Source organism: Hungatella sp. L36 (genome assembly GCF_014288035.1).
The window spans coordinates 239,116-255,909 of the sequence record NZ_JACOPC010000005.1; the positions used below are offsets into that span (position 1 = coordinate 239,116).

Sequence of the window (16,794 nt, forward strand, 5' to 3'; positions counted from 1 at the left end):
GAGGGACCGGACACAGAACGCATTTTCACATATTACAATCTAACGGCAATTAGAGTTTGTAATCGAAACGAAAAAGGCTGAACCCGCGGCAAGCAGGTTCAGCCTTTTTCTGTCTCATTTAATATGCCTCATCTGTTATTTCCTATCTGTTATTTCTTATCTGTCATCCATGTTTCCAGGCTGTTCAGAATACGGGGGCTCCCGCCCTTCCGTCCCGGCTACTGTGCCATGATTCCGTCGGTACCCACATGGTAGCCATCTGGCGTCGTCGTATTCACAAGAAGACGTCCCAGCGTACCGTCGGACATCGTGTTAAAATAGTAGGCCTTTCCGCCGACGATCTGCCATCCGATTCTCATGGAACCCAGCGTGCCGTCGTCAGTCGGATTTAAGTAAAATTTATTGCCGTTTCCATCGGTGTACCATCCGGTCATCATGTGCCCGCCATTGTCAAACATATACCATCTGCCGTCGATGTGCTTCCATCCGTTGGACGGCCAGCTCCCATCACTGTTCTGAAACCACCAGCCGCCCGGGCTGTAGCGCCATCCCCTCTTATACGTATAAGCGCCCGGTCCGCCATCGTCATCATCGCTGTCGTCGTCATCGTACCAGCAGTCATAGGAGACGCTGCCCTCGATCGGTCCGACCTGCTTCGATCCGGAACCGTTAAATCCCGGAAAATCCCGTACCTCCTGCGTATCATCCGCAAATGCCGCCATGGAAAACCACAGGATCGCGCAGAATGCCAGCACCGCTGTCCATGCAAATCTTCTTATTTTTTTCATTTTTCTTCCTCCAAGCTATTTTCTGGTTCCTCTCTCTGTTTTTCCAGTCCTTCCACAATGCGGCAGCTGATCATGCACGCCTCTCTTCCTCCCGGCCACAATACAGCCTGGGCGCGGGTATGCACGTAGCATTTCCTATTCCGGTTCCAGACGAGGCTCGACGCACTGGTCCTGACGGAATCCAGCATCAGCATGGGACAGCCCTCGCACATCCGGTCCGCCCCGAAGAATACACGGTAACAGACACCGCCGCAGACGACCGCCGGATCTTGTTCCTGCACCTTTCTGCTGGTGTAGAGAAACTGACACGTCTCCATGTCCAGAATATAAAACCAGTCTCTCTGCTCCTCCAATGCGGCGGAAAATCCGTTCATTGCCCTGTCAAGCCGCTCCTGCGCCCTTCCCTTCATTAAAAAGATACCGAGAATCCTGGAAATGGTCTGAAGCAGCCGGATCTGATTGCCGGTCCAGTAACGGTTTTTCATGCATTCGTCGAAACCAATGAATCCCCTCGGCTTCCCCTGGTCCATGATCCGGCACTGCAGCACGGACTTAATCCCCTGATTTTCCAGGATCATGCGCTGATGCGTCAGAAGCGTACTGACATCCCGGCAGAAAAAGATTCCTTCCTCATTAAAGTTATCGTAGTAATGATCGAGCTCCTCCATATTTATGCTCTGCAGATTCTCCTTTTCGGGCTGGACCCCCTCCTTGCACCACTCGAACGTGTTGGAGGACCTGATTCCATCTTCGTCATCCTCGAAAATGTAGACACGGCACACATCCACCTGTCTTCCGACAATCTCCAGCAGCTGATTGATGGATTTTTCCATGCTGTGGGAGCGGCTCAGGATATCCAGCACATAGCCTGTCAGGTTCTGGTCTGCAAGTTTCTGATCCATAACCGCCGCTCCGGCCACGTCCGTCTGTCCCTCCGGTGTCATGACATCCTCCAGCGATTCCGCATAGAGGGCATATCTGTTTTTCCCCTGCCGTTTGGCCTGATAGAGCGCCGCATCGGCGTTTTTGTAGATGCTTGCGAAGTTATCACCGTTCTCGGGAGCGATGGAGATACCGATCGAACAGGATATGATATCTTTTTGCTGCCTTAAAATCGACCGGAAATTTTTGAGAATCCCGTCCGCTTTCTCCTCCACCTCACCCAAAGTTCTCACATGGTACAAAAGGACCGCGAACTCATCTCCGCCGACTCTCGCCAGAACCGCATTTTCCGGAAACAGCCTGCGAAGCATGTCCGCAATGTCTCTTAACATCGCGTCACCGCTTAAATGGCCGTAAATATCATTGACCTTCTTAAAATTATCCACGTCAAGAATCATCAGCGCACAGCGGTCCGACGGCAGCGCCTTCACCACATACCGCTGGATCAGCGTCTGAACCGCGCCCCGGTTGTAGAGGCCGGTCAGCGAGTCCTGTTCCGCCAGCTCCAGCAGCCGCTCCTTTTCCCGCTTCTCCTTGTCGATGTCCGCAATCAGTCCGATGGCCCGTGCCGGCCGCTTGTCCTGGTCCGTCTGAAGCGTGTAGCGCACCCTGCACCAGATAAAGCGCCCATCCTTTGTGGCTATCCGGATCTCATTTTCCCCGTAGGGGGATCCTAAGAGGACTTCTTTCTGCATCTGCACAAAGATCTTTTTATCATCGTTATGTAAATTGCCCCGTCTCAATACCTCTTCCGATATGTGATCACGGATCGCCTGATATCCGAATTTTTTGATCCAGTTCGGCGAGCAGGTCAGTGTATCGCTCTTAATATCCCACTCGAAAATAATGTCTGTCGCCTGATTTAAGATAATCTGGCACCGTTCCAGACTCATCTTCAGCTCCTCATCCGCCTTTCTGCGCTCTGTAATGTCGATCAGAATGCAGTAAAAGACGGGCTGGCCGTCCCGCATGACCAGCTGTCCATTATCCTGAATGACAAGATAACTTCCGTCCTTGCAGATCACACGGTATTCGATCTCCTTGGTGTTTCCGTTCTTCATCTGACGGATCACGTCCAGACGCGTGCTCTGCAAATCTTCCGGCACGATCATCCGGCTGAACTTATTCTCAAGGACCGTCTCCATCTCATCTCTTGTATAGCCGAACATCTTTAAAAAACCGTCGCTGTAAAATATAAGCTCCAGATCCTCATCGTCCCTGCAGCAGATAACGCCGCCGGGGATATTCTGAATCAGCGCGTCCAAGTTAGAGTTTTTCTCCTCCAGTTCCTTTGACTGCAAACCGACCAGACTCCGCAGCACCCGCACATCTTCCTGTGTCATGCGCTGCAGATCGGATTCCCACGCACGGTTCGGAAGAGAGTGATGAAGTCTCATCATATACCCGACGCCGTCCTCAAACCGGCAGATGCCCGTTGCGCGCACCACACGCTCGCCGTCCTCCAGAACTTCCCGCTTTCCTCTGACGTAACAGCTTCCTGAAAAGGAATAAATATGTCCGGCGAGAAGTGATACCGCATAATCCGCACTCAGGATCTGATAATCGTACTTCTTTCCGTTCTGATCCGCCTCAAAAGCGTTTAAGATGTTCTCACGTCCATTTACTCTATTGTATCTTCCTGCACCAGTCCATTCAATATCGTCAGAAATCATCTGACCGACCTGTTCCATATCCTGCTCTTCCAGACAGACCTGGTGAAACCGCCTGACAAACTCTAAAACCTGCCGCTCTTCTTCTGTCATCCCTTACCCTTTCCGGATTTCCCCAAAGCCGAAACTGATATGTTTCTTTTACTGATTTCTATTTTACTGGTTTTTACTGTTTTTTACAAGATACAACCAATTATATTTTGTGTATTGTATAAAATTGTAAGGATTCATAAATTTTTACAAGAATTTTCAGTAAATGAAAAGGCCGCCATCAGGGATTACTGCCTGATGACGGCCTTATCAATAACTGCTATTTAAAAATTCCTTTTTTCTTATGCTTCTCGCCCTCGGAGCTGTCGCCGCCCATCGCCTCATCAAACCGGCGCAGCGCCTCCTTCTGAGCCTCATTCATACGCTCCGGCACCTGTACAACCAGTGTGACATAATGGTCGCCGCGGACTGCCTTGTTTCTCAGAGACGGAACGCCCTTGCCCTTTAAGCGGACCTTGGTGTCTGTCTGGGTTCCGGCCTTCACCTCGTATTCCACGTCTCCATCCACCGTCTTGATACGGATCGGACCGCCCAGCGCCGCCCTGGTAAAGGAAATCGGCACGGTGGAGAATATGCTGGTATCCTGACGTTTGAAGATCGGATGGCCGGATACTACGGCCTCGACCAGTAAGTCGCCCCGCTCTCCGCCATTGGTTCCAGGTTCACCGGCTCCGGCCAGACGCACGCTCTGTCCGTTATCGATGCCCGCAGGAATTGTGACCTTAAACTTCTTACGCTTTGTAATATATCCGGTTCCATAACAATCCGGACATTTTTCTTTTATGATACGGCCTGTTCCGCCGCAGTCCGGACAAGTCTGGACATTCTGTACCTGACCGAAGAAGGACTGCTGGGTATACATGATCTTACCTTTTCCGTTACACTTCGAACAGGTAACGGGTGAGGTTCCCGCTTTCGCCCCGCTTCCGTGACACGACGCACATTCCTCTTTATAATTAAGCTCAATCTCTTTTTCGCATCCGAAAATCGCATCTTCAAATGTGATCCGGACACTGGTCCTGACATTGGCGCCCCTCGATGGTCCATTATAACGGGCACCGCTTCTGGATCGTCCGCCGCCAAAAATATCGCCGAAGATATCGCCAAAGATATCTCCCATATCTGCGCCGGAAAAATCGAAACCGCCGAATCCGCCCGGTCCGCCGTTTCCGTCAAACGCAGCGGAACCAAACTGGTCGTACTGGCGTCTCTTATCTGGATCACTGAGCACGCTGTACGCCTCGGAAGCTTCTTTAAACTTCTCCGCTGCGGCAGCGTCGCCGGGGTTCGTATCAGGATGGTATTTTTTTGCTAATGCCCTGTAGGCCTTCTTAATCGCCGCATCGTCTGCGTCTTTGGGAATGCCGAGGACTTCATAATAATCTCTCTTTTCTGCCATCTTAGGTCTACCTTTCACTCATCGCTTTACCTGGTTCCGGCCCTTCATGCCTGCCGGACAACCAGATATGAAAACTGCGGAAAAAGTGCTGTATCACTACAACACTTTTTCCAAAGCCCTGTCAACTGACCAGACTATCTTACACCTCTTTGTAGTCTCCGTCAACTACATCGCTGTCCTGATAGGAAGCTCCGCCGCCTGCGTTATCCGCACCAGCGCCCATATCAGGGCCGGCACCTGCAGAACCCTGGGCAGCCTCATATACTTTTGCAAACAGTGCCTGAGCGCTGTTCATCAGCTTCTCTTTGCCTGCCTTGATGTCTTCGATCTGCGCGTCTGTCATCTCTTCGATCGGAGCTCTGTTGATGGCTTCTTTTAAAGCGTTTAAATCAGCTTCTACGGCAGCCTTATCATTGGCGTCAATTTTGTCGCCTACTTCCTGTAAAGCCTTCTCTGTCTGGAATACCATGGAGTCGGCGTCATTTCTCGCATCAATACCTTCCTTGCGCTTCTTATCCTGAGCCTCGAATTCAGCCGCTTCTTTTACAGCCTTATCGATATCATCATCGGACATGTTGGAGCCGGAAGTGATGGTGATGTGCTGTTCCTTGCCTGTTCCAAGATCCTTAGCGGATACGTTTACGATACCATTGGCATCGATATCAAAGGTAACCTCGATCTGCGGAACGCCTCTTCTTGCAGGCGGAATTCCGTCTAAACGGAACTGGCCGAGTGTCTTGTTGTCTCTCGCGAACTGTCTCTCGCCCTGTACAACGTGGATATCAACCGCTGTCTGGTTGTCAGCCGCTGTGGAGAAGATCTGGCTCTTCTTTGTCGGGATTGTGGTGTTTCTCTCAATCAGTCTTGTCGCTACGCCGCCCATGGTCTCGATGGATAAGGACAGTGGAGTAACGTCCAGAAGAAGGATATCGCCTGCGCCGGCATCGCCTGCCAGCTTACCGCCCTGAATGCTGGCGCCGATCGCCACACACTCGTCAGGATTTAAGGTCTTGGACGGTTCTTTTCCTGTCAGCTGTTTTACTTTTTCCTGTGCTGCCAGCATACGGGTGGAACCGCCTACCAGCAGAACTTTTCCAAGCTCGGAAGCTGTGATTCCGGCATCTCTTAATGCGTTCTGTACCGGAACAGCCGTGCGCTCGATCAGATCGAGTGTCAGCTCGTCAAATTTCGCTCTCGTTAAGTTCATATCGAGATGCTTCGGGCCTTCTGCCGTAGCAGTGATGAACGGTAAGTTGATGTTGGTGGTTGTGGAGGAGGATAATTCCTTCTTAGCCTTCTCTGCAGCTTCTTTTAATCTCTGCATAGCCATCTTGTCACCGGATAAGTCTACGCCCTCTGTCTTCTTGAATTCGTCTACCATCCACTGGGTGATGCGGTTGTCGAAATCATCGCCGCCCAGACGGGTATCGCCGTTTGTAGAAAGTACTTCGATTACGCCGTCGCCGATTTCGATGATGGAAACATCGAATGTACCGCCGCCTAAATCGTATACCATGATCTTCTGCTCTTTTTCATTGTCAAGGCCGTATGCCAGCGCTGCTGCCGTCGGCTCGTTGATAATACGCTTTACATCAAGGCCGGCAATCTTGCCTGCGTCCTTGGTTGCCTGACGCTGTGCGTCGTTGAAGTATGCAGGAACCGTGATAACGGCCTCTGTTACCTTCTCGCCCAGATAAGCCTCTGCGTCTGCTTTTAACTTCTGCAGAATCATCGCGGAGATTTCCTGCGGTGTGTAATTCTTTCCGTCGATCGCTACCTTGTAGTCTGTACCCATATGTCTCTTAATGGAAGAGATGGTTCTGTCCGCATTGGTAACCGCCTGACGCTTTGCAGGCTCACCTACCAGTCTCTCACCGTTTTTTGTAAATGCTACGATAGATGGTGTTGTTCTTACACCCTCACTGTTCGGAATAACAACCGGTTTTCCACCTTCCATAACAGCCACACAGCTGTTAGTAGTACCTAAGTCAATACCAATAATCTTGCCCATAGTTTTTTCCTCCTATAATTGTCTTTACTCTCAATTTTATCATTTAATGTTCAGCTCATCTAAGCTCGAAAGAACCTCGCTAAGATTCGTGAACGACGTTCGCACTAAACTCGAATAGACCTCGTTAAATGCTCACAGTCAATTGGCTACCTGAACCATGGAGTGTCTCACCACGGTATCCCGGTAGGTATAACCCTTCTGAAGTTCCATGGCGATCGTATTCTCGCCAAGGGATTCGTCATCAATATGCATCACTGCGTTGTGGAAATTCGGGTCAAATGGCTGACCCACCGCTTCGATCGGTTTTACACCTGCATCCTCCAGCGTCTTCATAAGCTGTTTATATATTTTTTCCATTCCTTCTGCAAACGGAGCGCCCTTATCCTCCTCCGGAACGGCTGCAAGGCCTCTCTCGAAATTGTCGACAACCGGAAGTATCTTTTCAATGATGTCTCTGGCGCCGATTTCAAACATGGCAGATTTTTCTTTTTCTGTTCTCTTTCTGTAGTTATCGAACTCGGCCATATTCCGCTGCAGACGGTCGGTCAGTTCCTCTATCTTGGCGTCTTTCGGATCTTTCTTCTCTTTCTTCTTTCCAAAAAATCCTTTTTTCTCCGGTTCTGCCTGCTTTTCTTCTGCCGGCTCTTCTTCTCCGGTTTTTTCCTCAGCGGCGTCCTCAGCACACGCTTCTGTCTCCGCGGCCTCTTTTTCGCCTTTTTCTATTTCCTTTTCAACGGAACCGGCGTCTTCAGCCTTCATGGCCTCTTCTACCAGTTCCTCTTCTATTCTCGTCTCTTCGCTGCTCACTGTTCTTCCCTTCACCTTTCATCTTTTTTCAGGATCGAATCCAGCTGCGTCATGAGATTCCGCAGCGTATTCAAAACCTTTTCATAGTCCATACGCTTTGGACCGATGATACCGATCGTTCCCCTCAAGCCCTCGCCCAGCTCGTAATTCGCTGTGACGATACTGCAGTCCCTCATCGTCTGCACCGGCGCTTCCTCGCCGATATAGACCTGAATTCCCGAACTGCTTTCTGAACTGTTCACATCATCGACCAGCTCCTGAAGGAGTTCTTTCTGTTCCAGCGTACCGATCAGACGGCTCGCCATCTCTCCGTCGCTTAACTCCGGATACTTGAAAATGTTCGTGGCGCCGCTGGTGTAAATCTGCAAATCATCGTCGTCCGCCCGGATTGCTTCCGCAACCTCGTTGAGAACCCGGTCGACCACCTCGCTGTGTATGCCGGCCTGCTCCTTTAATCTGCTGATCACGTCCAGATTGATTTCCTCTATGGTCAGCCCGTTTAAGGCATTATTAAGAAGAATGTTAAGATTTAAAAGCCCTTCATCGCTTAGCTGCTGGCTGATGGGGATCATGGTGTTCTTAATCATATTTCCCTCTACAACGATGACCACCAGAAGCTTTCCATCATCAACCTTGGACAGCTGGATGAATTTCAGCTTGTTTCTATGATACTGGGGAGCGCTGATCAAAGCCGCGTAATTCGTGTTCTGCGCCAGGATTCTCGCCATCTGCTTCAGCAGAAGCTCGACCCGGTCCACACGCTTTAGCATCAGTTCCTTGATTTCAGTAAACTCTTCTTCTTTCTCCTGCATGATCTGATCCACATAGAAACGGTATCCCTTATCGGAGGGAATCCGCCCGGCCGACGTATGCGGCTGTACAATGTATCCCAGCTCCTCCAGATCAGACATCTCATTCCGGATCGTGGCTGAACTTAAATTCAGATCGGTGTACTTGGAAATAGTTCTGGAACCAACCGGTTCGCCGGTTTCTAAGTACGTTTTAATAATGGCCTTCAAGATCGTAACCTTACGGCCGTCCAACTGGTCCTTATCGTTCAACCCGCCACACTTCCTTTCTGAGCCTTCCTGTTAGCACTCAACGTTTGGGAGTGCTAACATCTTCATTTCATAATATATTCTTTTTTCCCTCATTTGTCAATACATTCGATTGAAAATTTTTTGAGAATTTTCTGTGAACTTCTTCTTTACAAATTATAAAGCATTTTATTGAAGTAAGACAATTGTTCGCTGCCGTTCCAGGAGCCAGCCGGGACCGAACAGGATGCAGAGGGCGGCAGGGGCGGGGGCGGGGAACTGTGACAAATGTTACAAACGTATTGCCAGTATTTCCTTGACATTTAACAGTTTTGTAATATAATGAAAATTGATACACCATAACAACGCATTTTTCTATCATATTTCACGGAAAAATCATAATATTGCGAGGTAAATCATGAAAAAGAAATCAGGAAAGCTTCTTCTGATGCTGTGTGTGACGCTCCTCTGTACCCTGTTTTTATCCATGACGGCTCTGGCTGCCGAAGAAAAGGGCGCTCTCACGGCCGTGGATGGAAACCATATTACAGGGTGGCTGAAGGACAACGCGGAATCCGACGAGACGGCAGCGGTTGAACTGCATATTTACAAAGACGGAGCCGCCAAAGCGGCAAAGGTCATCACAGTACCGGAAGAAAGCTACAGCGAAGAGGCAGGAAAGTCCTATGGAGACGGCTGCCGTGCATTTGACTATAAGATCAGCTGGGAAGAAATAGGCGGAACCTCTTATAAAGTAGAAGCCTGCCTGGTAACCGGAGATGAGAAAACACTTCTTACCGGCTCCCTGGAATACAAACCGGCACCAGAAGCTTTAAAGAAAACTGAAAGCACCAGCGAGGAGATCGGCCCCGGAATTCCGAAAAAAGAGGAGAAACCGGTGGAAGAAACCTTCGGAGGATATAAAAAGGGAGAGTCCCTCGGGATCTTCAAGACCACCGGATACTGTGGATGCAGTAAATGTTCCGGCGGCAGCGGCCTCACCTATTCCGGTACCGTGCCGCAGGCAAACCACACCATATCAGCAGACATCACCGTACTTCCCCTTGGAACAAAGGTGATGATCGGTGAAACCGTTTATACGGTGGAGGACATCGGAAGCGGAGTGGACGGCCACACCGTGGATCTCTACTTCTCCAGCCACCAGGAAGCACTGGACTATGGAGTAAAAAAACAGGAAGTATTTCAGGCAATTGCGGAGTAGATCCTGAATTATAATATAAGAAGAAAAACCTTTCAATCAACACATCAGAACGAATAGAGACGCCTTATAAAACATCGGGCGTCTCTATTTTTTTATTCATATCCTTGACAAATCTGGAAAATAGTGTAAAATGTGTACTTGTACCTCATTTATTACAAAACTGTTACATATATTTATAATATATTAAAATATGTTACAGCTAGTAAAAAAGAAAGGATGTATTTATTACATGAAACGATTGAAACGAAATCAACTGTTCTTCGGAACTTTACTTATGATGACATTTTTATTAGGTACCGCCGTCCCGGCTCTCGCAGGGCAGACACCCGGAGTTCTGGATTGTGTGGAGGGCGACAGCGTCCGGGGCTGGGCCTGGAACAGCTCCGATCCCGCTTCCGCGGTAGAAGTCAAGGTCACAGTCACCAATCAGGCGACAGGACAGACAGAGGCCGAGTACACGGCTCCCGCCGATGACTACCGGGAAGACCTGGTCAGGAAAGGCACCGGAACCGGCAATTACGGATTTGAAGTGATCGTACCGTGGGAATCGTATGAAGACGGTTCCTATCTCGTTGAAGCCTACGCATCAGGAATGAAGCTCTCCAGCCCGAAGGTACACAGTGTCGGCGATATGCAGGTCATGAGCTCTGACGGAAGCGCAGGAACGCTCCGCTCCCTCGGTGTCTTTAAGACCACCGGCTACTGCCCGTGTTCCGCCTGCTCCGAGGGTTGGGGACGCCACACCAGCACAGGAGCCATCGCCTCCGCCAACCACACGATCGCGGTTGACCCGAGAGTGATTCCTTACGGAAGCAAGATTATGATCAACGGCGTGATCTATACCGCAGAGGACCGCGGCGGCGCAGTAAAAGGAAACCATGTTGATATCTTCTTTAATACACACGGAGAGACGAGGGCATATGGTACCAGAAGTGCGGAAGTGTTCCTGGTTCAGTAAGAAAAATAATCAGGGCAGACCCTGTATGGTAATAAAAAGGAACAATACAAAAACCGCTGTTAAGTTAGAATGGGAATCGTTCTAATTTAACAGCGGTTTTCTGTATCCTTTATTTCCATCAGTCAAGCAGGAACAGGCTCATCGCGTAGTTGCTCAAATCAAGCCCCCGCTCGGTCAGATGGTAGTAGCCGTTTTTATGTTCCAGCAGGCCCTCACGCTCCAGTTTGTCGATCACACCGCCATAGACGTTTCGTATACTCTGTCCAAACCGGGTGATAAAGCCTTCTACCGATACGCCCCGTGTCAGGCGAAGCCCCAGGAACATGAACTCTTCCATCTTGGACTTTACGCTCAGCTGCTCCATATCCTGTCTGAGCGCCTGACAAAACTCTGCCTCGTCGTCGAAGTGGGCCGATACGTAGCTTTGAAAATCGGACGTGTTGTGGAAACGGCATCCCTCCAAATAAGAGGAGGCCCCCAGTCCCAGTCCCAGATACCCGGTTCCGGTCCAGTATCCCACATTGTGGCGGCATTCAAAGCCGGGTCTGGCATAGTTGGATATCTCATACCGCTCATACCCCTGTTCGGCCAGACAGTTCCTGGTCATGTAATACATTTCCCGCTCGGTATCCTCATCCGGAAGATCCGGCAGCGCCATTAAGCGGCGGCGTTCCTCCGGAGACATCTCATAGCTCTCCATCTCCACATGGCCGCCGTAACGGTCGTAAAACGGCGTTCCTTCCTCTACGATCAGACTGTAGGCAGATATGTGTTCCGGCTTCAGCATAGCCGTCTTTTTCAGCGTATTCCTCCACGATTCCGGAGTCTGTCCCGGAATGGCGGAAATCAGGTCCACATTGACGTTCGTAAATCCTGCCATGCGTACCCTCTGAAAACTTTTTAAGAATTCGTCGTAGGTGTGGATTCTCCCAAGATAGCGAAGCTCCGTGTCATCCGCCGACTGAAGTCCCATGCTGACGCGGTTGATTCCAGCTTCCCGGTAGGCGACGAGACCTTCCATCTTCACCGTCCCCGGATTGACCTCGATCGTTATCTCCGCATCGGGCGCGATGTCGTAGTGTTCCTTAAGCGTCCCCATGATGGCTGTAATATCGGTCACATCCAGGACAGAAGGCGTTCCCCCACCCAGAAAAATGGTATCAACCTGATACTCCCGTACAAAGCTGCTCTGAATGCGTATCTCTTCCAGCAACTTGTCCGTATACTCCCGGCGCATCCGCATGTTACCCGGAAACGACAGGAAATCGCAATAGGCGCATTTCTTTGCACAGAAAGGAATGTGCACATAGATTTCCAATTTCTTTTTATTCATCATCTAACTTCAGTACGCTCATAAATGCCTTCTGTGGTATCTCTACGTTACCAATCTGGCGCATACGTTTTTTACCTTCCTTCTGCTTTTCAAGGAGTTTTTTCTTACGGGTTATGTCACCGCCGTAGCACTTGGCAAGTACATCCTTGCGCATGGCCTTGACGGTCTCTCTTGCAATGATCTTTCCTCCGACGGCCGCCTGGATAGGAATCTCAAACAGCTGTCTCGGGATCTCCTCCTTCAGCTTTTCGCACATCCGGCGTCCCCGGTCGTAAGCGGATTCCGCATGTACGATGAAGGACAGCGCATCCACCTCTTCCTTATTCACCAGGATATCCAGTTTCACCAGTTCAGAACGCTCGTACCCCTTTAAGTCATAATCGAAGGAGGCGTAACCTCTGGAACGTGACTTCAAAGCGTCAAAGAAGTCATAAATGATCTCATTGAGCGGAAGCTCGTACTTTAAAAGGGCACGGGTTGCTTCCATATATTCCATTCCCAGATAGACGCCGCGTCTCTCCTGGCACAGCTTCATGATCGCTCCCACAAACTCAGTGGTCACCATGATCTCCGCGCTGACAATCGGCTCTTCCATGTATTCGATTTCGGACGGATCAGGGAGGTTTGACGGATTCGTCAGCTGTATCATCTCACCGGTCTTCTTATAGACCCGGTAAATAACACTGGGCGCCGTGGTTACCAGGTCCAGGTTATACTCTCTCTCCAGACGTTCCTGGATAACCTCGAGATGCAGAAGTCCCAGAAAACCGCACCGGAAGCCGAAGCCCAGTGCCAGAGATGTCTCCGGCTCGAAGAACAGGGATGCATCATTAAGCTGAAGCTTCTCCAGCGCGTCCCTTAAATCGTTGTATCTGGCGCCATCCGCCGGGTACATACCGCAGTACACCATGGAGGTGACTTTCTTATAACCCGGAAGCGGCTTATTACAGGGATTGTCCGCGTCCGTAATCGTATCACCCACGGCGGTGTCCTTCACATTCTTGATACTGGCTGTCACGTAGCCAACCATACCCGCGCTCAGTTCGTCACAGGGGATAAACTGGCCCGCGCCGAAATAGCCGACCTCCACAACCTCTTCCACCGCTCCGGTAGCCATCATACGGATTCTGACGCCCTTCTTCACACGGCCTTCCATGATACGGCAGAATACGATGACGCCTTTGTAGGAATCGTACAGAGAGTCAAAGATCAGAGCCTGGAGCGGCGCATCCGGATTCCCCTTGGGTGCGGGAATCTTCTTCACGATGGCCTCTAAGACCTCCTCGATGTTCTCGCCTGTCTTAGCCGAGACCCTTGGAGCGTCGTGGGCTTCGATTCCGATCACATCCTCAATCTCTCCCACCACACGTTCCGGCTCCGCACTCGGTAAATCGATCTTATTCAGAACCGGAAAAACGTCCAGGTCATGATCCAGCGCCAGATAGACATTGGCCAGCGTCTGGGCCTCGATTCCCTGAGATGAATCTACCACGAGCACAGCGCCGTCACAGGCCGCCAGGCTCCGGGACACCTCATAGTTAAAATCTACATGCCCCGGCGTATCGATCATATTGAAAATGTATTCCTCTCCGTCTTCCGCCTTGTATACGGTACGGACGGTCTGGGCCTTGATGGTGATTCCGCGTTCCCGCTCCAAATCCATGTTGTCTAAAACCTGGGCCTGCATTTCCCGGCTTGTCAAAAGTCCGGTCTTCTCTATGATTCTGTCCGCAAGGGTTGACTTCCCATGATCAATATGGGCGATAATGCAAAAATTGCGTATTTTACTCTGGTCAACAGTTGCCATTTACTTTCCTCTTTTCCATTTTTCTGCAGTTGATGATACAAATACAAAATGACACGGCAATGATGTTCCTGCTTTAAAAATATACCATTTTTTTAATTTCCTTGCAACACCATATTCAGAACTTCCGCAAGCGGTTCCATGGCATTTCGTGCTTCCTGGTATGTATTTGTCTGTGCGCCGACCTCAATTAACACGGACCTTGGACGAAGATGGAGATTATACCGGAGACCCTTGATATAAATTTTCCTGGTCAGACCCGGGAAATAGGCCGCCGCATCCAGCTGCATCTGGAAACTGAATGCCAGATTATCACTCCGGTACGGATTGGGCAGATACTCGATCGGTCCCTCCGGAGTCTGGCTGACGCCATTGAAGAACATGATGGGAGCCGTCGGTTTTCCATTCACCTCATTGACCATGTGAAGGCTTTCATTGACCCCATCCCGGTGCAGATCCAGGATGACCTCGATGGAGGGATTCTCCTGAAGAATCCTTGTGACCCCGTCCAGGGCATATGTATACGCTTTATTCCGGTCCAGCTTTCCATTCTGAAGGTCGTAGACCGATTTGTCATGGATCACATGATAGCCCTTGGCCGTCAGAAGCTCCGTCAGATAATTGCCTATCCCAATCACGGTTGCTTCCTTATTATCAGGCCCGTAATCGGAGAATTCCTCCTGGGAATGGGTATGGTAAATTAAAATCTGCGGTTTGTCGTTACTTCCCTCCAGTGTAAAGTCCTTTGCCAGAAATTCATCCGCCTTCATAAGATCACGCCCCGCCGTCGTCGAGGTGTGCACACTGTAAAAATGCTTCATCATGTAGTCGTAGTCGGCCAGCTGCTCTTTCCTGTAGGTTTTGCCTATGAGAGGCAGGACGCTGGCAGCACACGTCATATTATCGTCCTTTTTCGGGAGGGCGGCGGCGTTTCCATTGATTCCTGCGTTTTCGCCGACTCCTGTGTTTTCGCCATTTCCTGTATTTCCGCTGTCTCCTGTGTTTCCGCCACTCCCTGTATTTCCGCTGTCTCCCGCGTTTCCGCCACTCCCTGTATTTCCGCTGCTTCCTGCGGCTCCATCGCCATTAGCGGCCAGCACCGTCGTACCGGCCTGCTCCATGGTACCGGCTCCGGTCTCTTCACCGCCGTCATACATCAGGTACTGGTGTTCCTCATAGAATTTTCCGCTTTCCAGATACCCTGCAAATGCCGGATCTTCTTCCTTGTAGTTTATTTCACCGCCCTCTTCCCTGCCCAGATACCGGTACAGAGGTGACTGCCCAAATATGAAGCGGCAGATAAGACCGCTGATGCTTTCCTCTTCCGCTTTAACCATCTTCGTCTCATTTTCTTCTGCCCGTCCGGCAGCCGGATAATTCATACGCCAGATCCACTCGAGCCCGGCATCCGCCTGGCCATTTATTAAGGCAGTAAGCCGCTCTCTGTCGAACGCCCGTCCGGTTCCCGCCGCTCCCCTGATCAAGAGGAGGACGGCAAGTACCAGGCCGGTGATAAGCATCATATGTCTGATGAGCCAGTTAATCCTTCCGCCCTTCTCCTTCATAAACACCTTCCTGCATTTCTTTCACGGCGACCCGGAAAGAAAAAAGTCCCTCGCTTATATACTATGCAGGAAAATCACCATTTACCCCTTACTCCTCTTCCTCTCCCATAAAAGCGAGATGGATTCCCTCGGAAATGGTATAGCTCAATTCCTTTACCGTCTCATCGATATCCGGAGGAGTCACATAAAGTGGGCCGAATTCCGGCTCCAGCAGCTCCCGGATCAGATCATACTGCTCGTCAGAGCTCATACTTCCCACAAAATCCCCCATTCCTTTCGTCTCCATCCCCTTAGACAGGGCGGCAATCATGGCGGATACGGTGTCATGCACGATAGCTGCCGCTCCCACCACGGTAGGCACCCCGATTGCCATAACCGGAACCCCCAGACTTTCCCTCGTTAAGCTGTGACGGTGATTGCCAACGCCGGAACCCGGATGAATTCCCGTATCGGTCAGCTGAATGGTGGTTCCCAGCCGTTTCACGCTCCTTGCGGCCAGCGCGTCAATTGCAATAATCAGATTCGGCTTCGTCTCATGAATAATACCCTTTAAAATTTCCGCGCTCTCCATCCCGGTCTGAGCCATGACGCCTGGGACAATACCGCTGATGACCGGCATACTGCGCCCATTCCAGAACTCATCCCCATACTGCACCTTCAAATGTCTCGTGACCTGGAGATTGTTAAGCACTCTCGGCCCCAGAGAGTCCGGTGTCACAGAACTGTTGCCGAGACCGACCACCAGAACATGGAAGCCGGAGGCCCGGTAGTCTTCGCCCTCCAGAAGCTGCCCAATCTGCCGTGCCAGCTCTTCCGACACCTCTCTGTGATAATTTTCATCTTTTCTGGATAACTGGTCTGCCTCCAGTGTAATATAGGAGCCCATCGGTTTCCCCATGGCCTTTTCGCCCTTCTTATCCAGTATTTTCACTTCCGTCATCTTGATGCGGCTGTCCGCCCGATGCCACTCTCTTAAGGATACCCCACTTATTTCTCCGCCATTTCCTGGAAAGCTTTCCTTCTCCTCTACTGCAAGATCCGTCCGAACTTCGAATGTATTTTCCATATTTCTCACCTTTCTTTAACAGTTCACGACCCGTCGGCACCTGCTGTCCGGTCTGCCCCGGCCGGTTTACCCGACCTTTTCTGTGACTTTGCAGGGTATTAGCAATTCTTAACGCGCAGGATTTTTCGTTCAGGGGAAATC

The 16,794-nt window shown here is 50.5% G+C and carries 12 protein-coding genes; 2 read left to right on the top strand and 10 right to left on the bottom strand.

Translation table 11 applies throughout. The features are described from left to right. Positions 1-218: 218 nt before the first annotated feature. The 6 genes from H8S80_RS14730 to hrcA all read right to left on the bottom strand — a co-directional run bounded on the left by H8S80_RS14730 (position 219) and on the right by hrcA (position 8,729). The gene (locus H8S80_RS14730) at positions 219-788 is read right to left on the bottom strand and encodes a hypothetical protein (RefSeq protein ID WP_002602477.1); all 570 of its coding nucleotides are present in this window, start codon (positions 786-788) and stop codon (positions 219-221) included. Continuing rightward, entirely contained in the window at positions 785-3,493 is a 2,709-nt protein-coding gene (locus tag H8S80_RS14735; protein WP_117631867.1) for a diguanylate cyclase domain-containing protein, read from the bottom strand. The genes H8S80_RS14730 and H8S80_RS14735 overlap by 4 nt, the downstream gene beginning before the upstream one ends. A 217-nt stretch (positions 3,494-3,710) precedes the next feature. After that, positions 3,711-4,850 (bottom strand): molecular chaperone DnaJ, encoded by a 1,140-nt coding sequence (gene dnaJ / locus H8S80_RS14740; protein WP_002602475.1) that lies wholly within the window; start codon positions 4,848-4,850, stop codon positions 3,711-3,713. 139 nt (positions 4,851-4,989) lie between these two features. Next, positions 4,990-6,861 carry a molecular chaperone DnaK gene (gene dnaK / locus H8S80_RS14745; protein ID WP_002602474.1) on the bottom strand — a complete coding sequence of 624 codons (1,872 nt, stop codon included), beginning with the start codon at positions 6,859-6,861 and terminating at the stop codon, positions 4,990-4,992. Between the two features lie 138 nt (positions 6,862-6,999). Further along, entirely contained in the window at positions 7,000-7,620 is a 621-nt protein-coding gene (gene grpE, locus H8S80_RS14750) for a nucleotide exchange factor GrpE (protein WP_051079344.1), read from the bottom strand. Between the two features lie 59 nt (positions 7,621-7,679). Further along, on the bottom strand, positions 7,680-8,729 hold the full coding sequence (gene hrcA / locus H8S80_RS14755; protein ID WP_025530565.1) for a heat-inducible transcriptional repressor HrcA: 1,050 nt from the start codon (positions 8,727-8,729) through the stop codon (positions 7,680-7,682). 394 nt (positions 8,730-9,123) lie between these two features. On the opposite strand from hrcA, the gene H8S80_RS14760 reads away from it, so the two are divergent. Both H8S80_RS14760 and H8S80_RS14765 read left to right on the top strand, forming a co-directional pair. Next, a complete protein-coding gene (locus H8S80_RS14760; protein WP_117631865.1) occupies positions 9,124-9,927 on the top strand; it encodes a 3D domain-containing protein in 804 nt (267 codons plus the stop codon). A gap of 229 nt (positions 9,928-10,156) precedes the next feature. Beyond that, on the top strand, positions 10,157-10,885 hold the full coding sequence (locus H8S80_RS14765) for a 3D domain-containing protein (RefSeq protein WP_002602470.1): 729 nt from the start codon (positions 10,157-10,159) through the stop codon (positions 10,883-10,885). Between the two features lie 118 nt (positions 10,886-11,003). On the opposite strand, the gene hemW is transcribed toward H8S80_RS14765, so the two are convergent. The 4 genes from hemW to gpr all read right to left on the bottom strand — a co-directional run bounded on the left by hemW (position 11,004) and on the right by gpr (position 16,653). Continuing rightward, the gene (gene hemW, locus H8S80_RS14770) at positions 11,004-12,221 is read right to left on the bottom strand and encodes a radical SAM family heme chaperone HemW (RefSeq protein WP_002602469.1); all 1,218 of its coding nucleotides are present in this window, start codon (positions 12,219-12,221) and stop codon (positions 11,004-11,006) included. Next, the gene (gene lepA / locus H8S80_RS14775; protein ID WP_002602468.1) at positions 12,211-14,025 is read right to left on the bottom strand and encodes a translation elongation factor 4; all 1,815 of its coding nucleotides are present in this window, start codon (positions 14,023-14,025) and stop codon (positions 12,211-12,213) included. Before lepA ends, hemW begins: the two co-directional genes overlap by 11 nt. A 92-nt stretch (positions 14,026-14,117) precedes the next feature. Continuing rightward, positions 14,118-15,587, bottom strand: a complete 1,470-nt coding sequence (gene spoIIP / locus H8S80_RS14780; protein ID WP_117631863.1) for a stage II sporulation protein P — start codon at positions 15,585-15,587, stop codon at positions 14,118-14,120. A gap of 88 nt (positions 15,588-15,675) precedes the next feature. Beyond that, positions 15,676-16,653 (bottom strand): GPR endopeptidase, encoded by a 978-nt coding sequence (gene gpr / locus H8S80_RS14785; protein ID WP_029466889.1) that lies wholly within the window; start codon positions 16,651-16,653, stop codon positions 15,676-15,678. Positions 16,654-16,794: the final 141 nt, after the last annotated feature.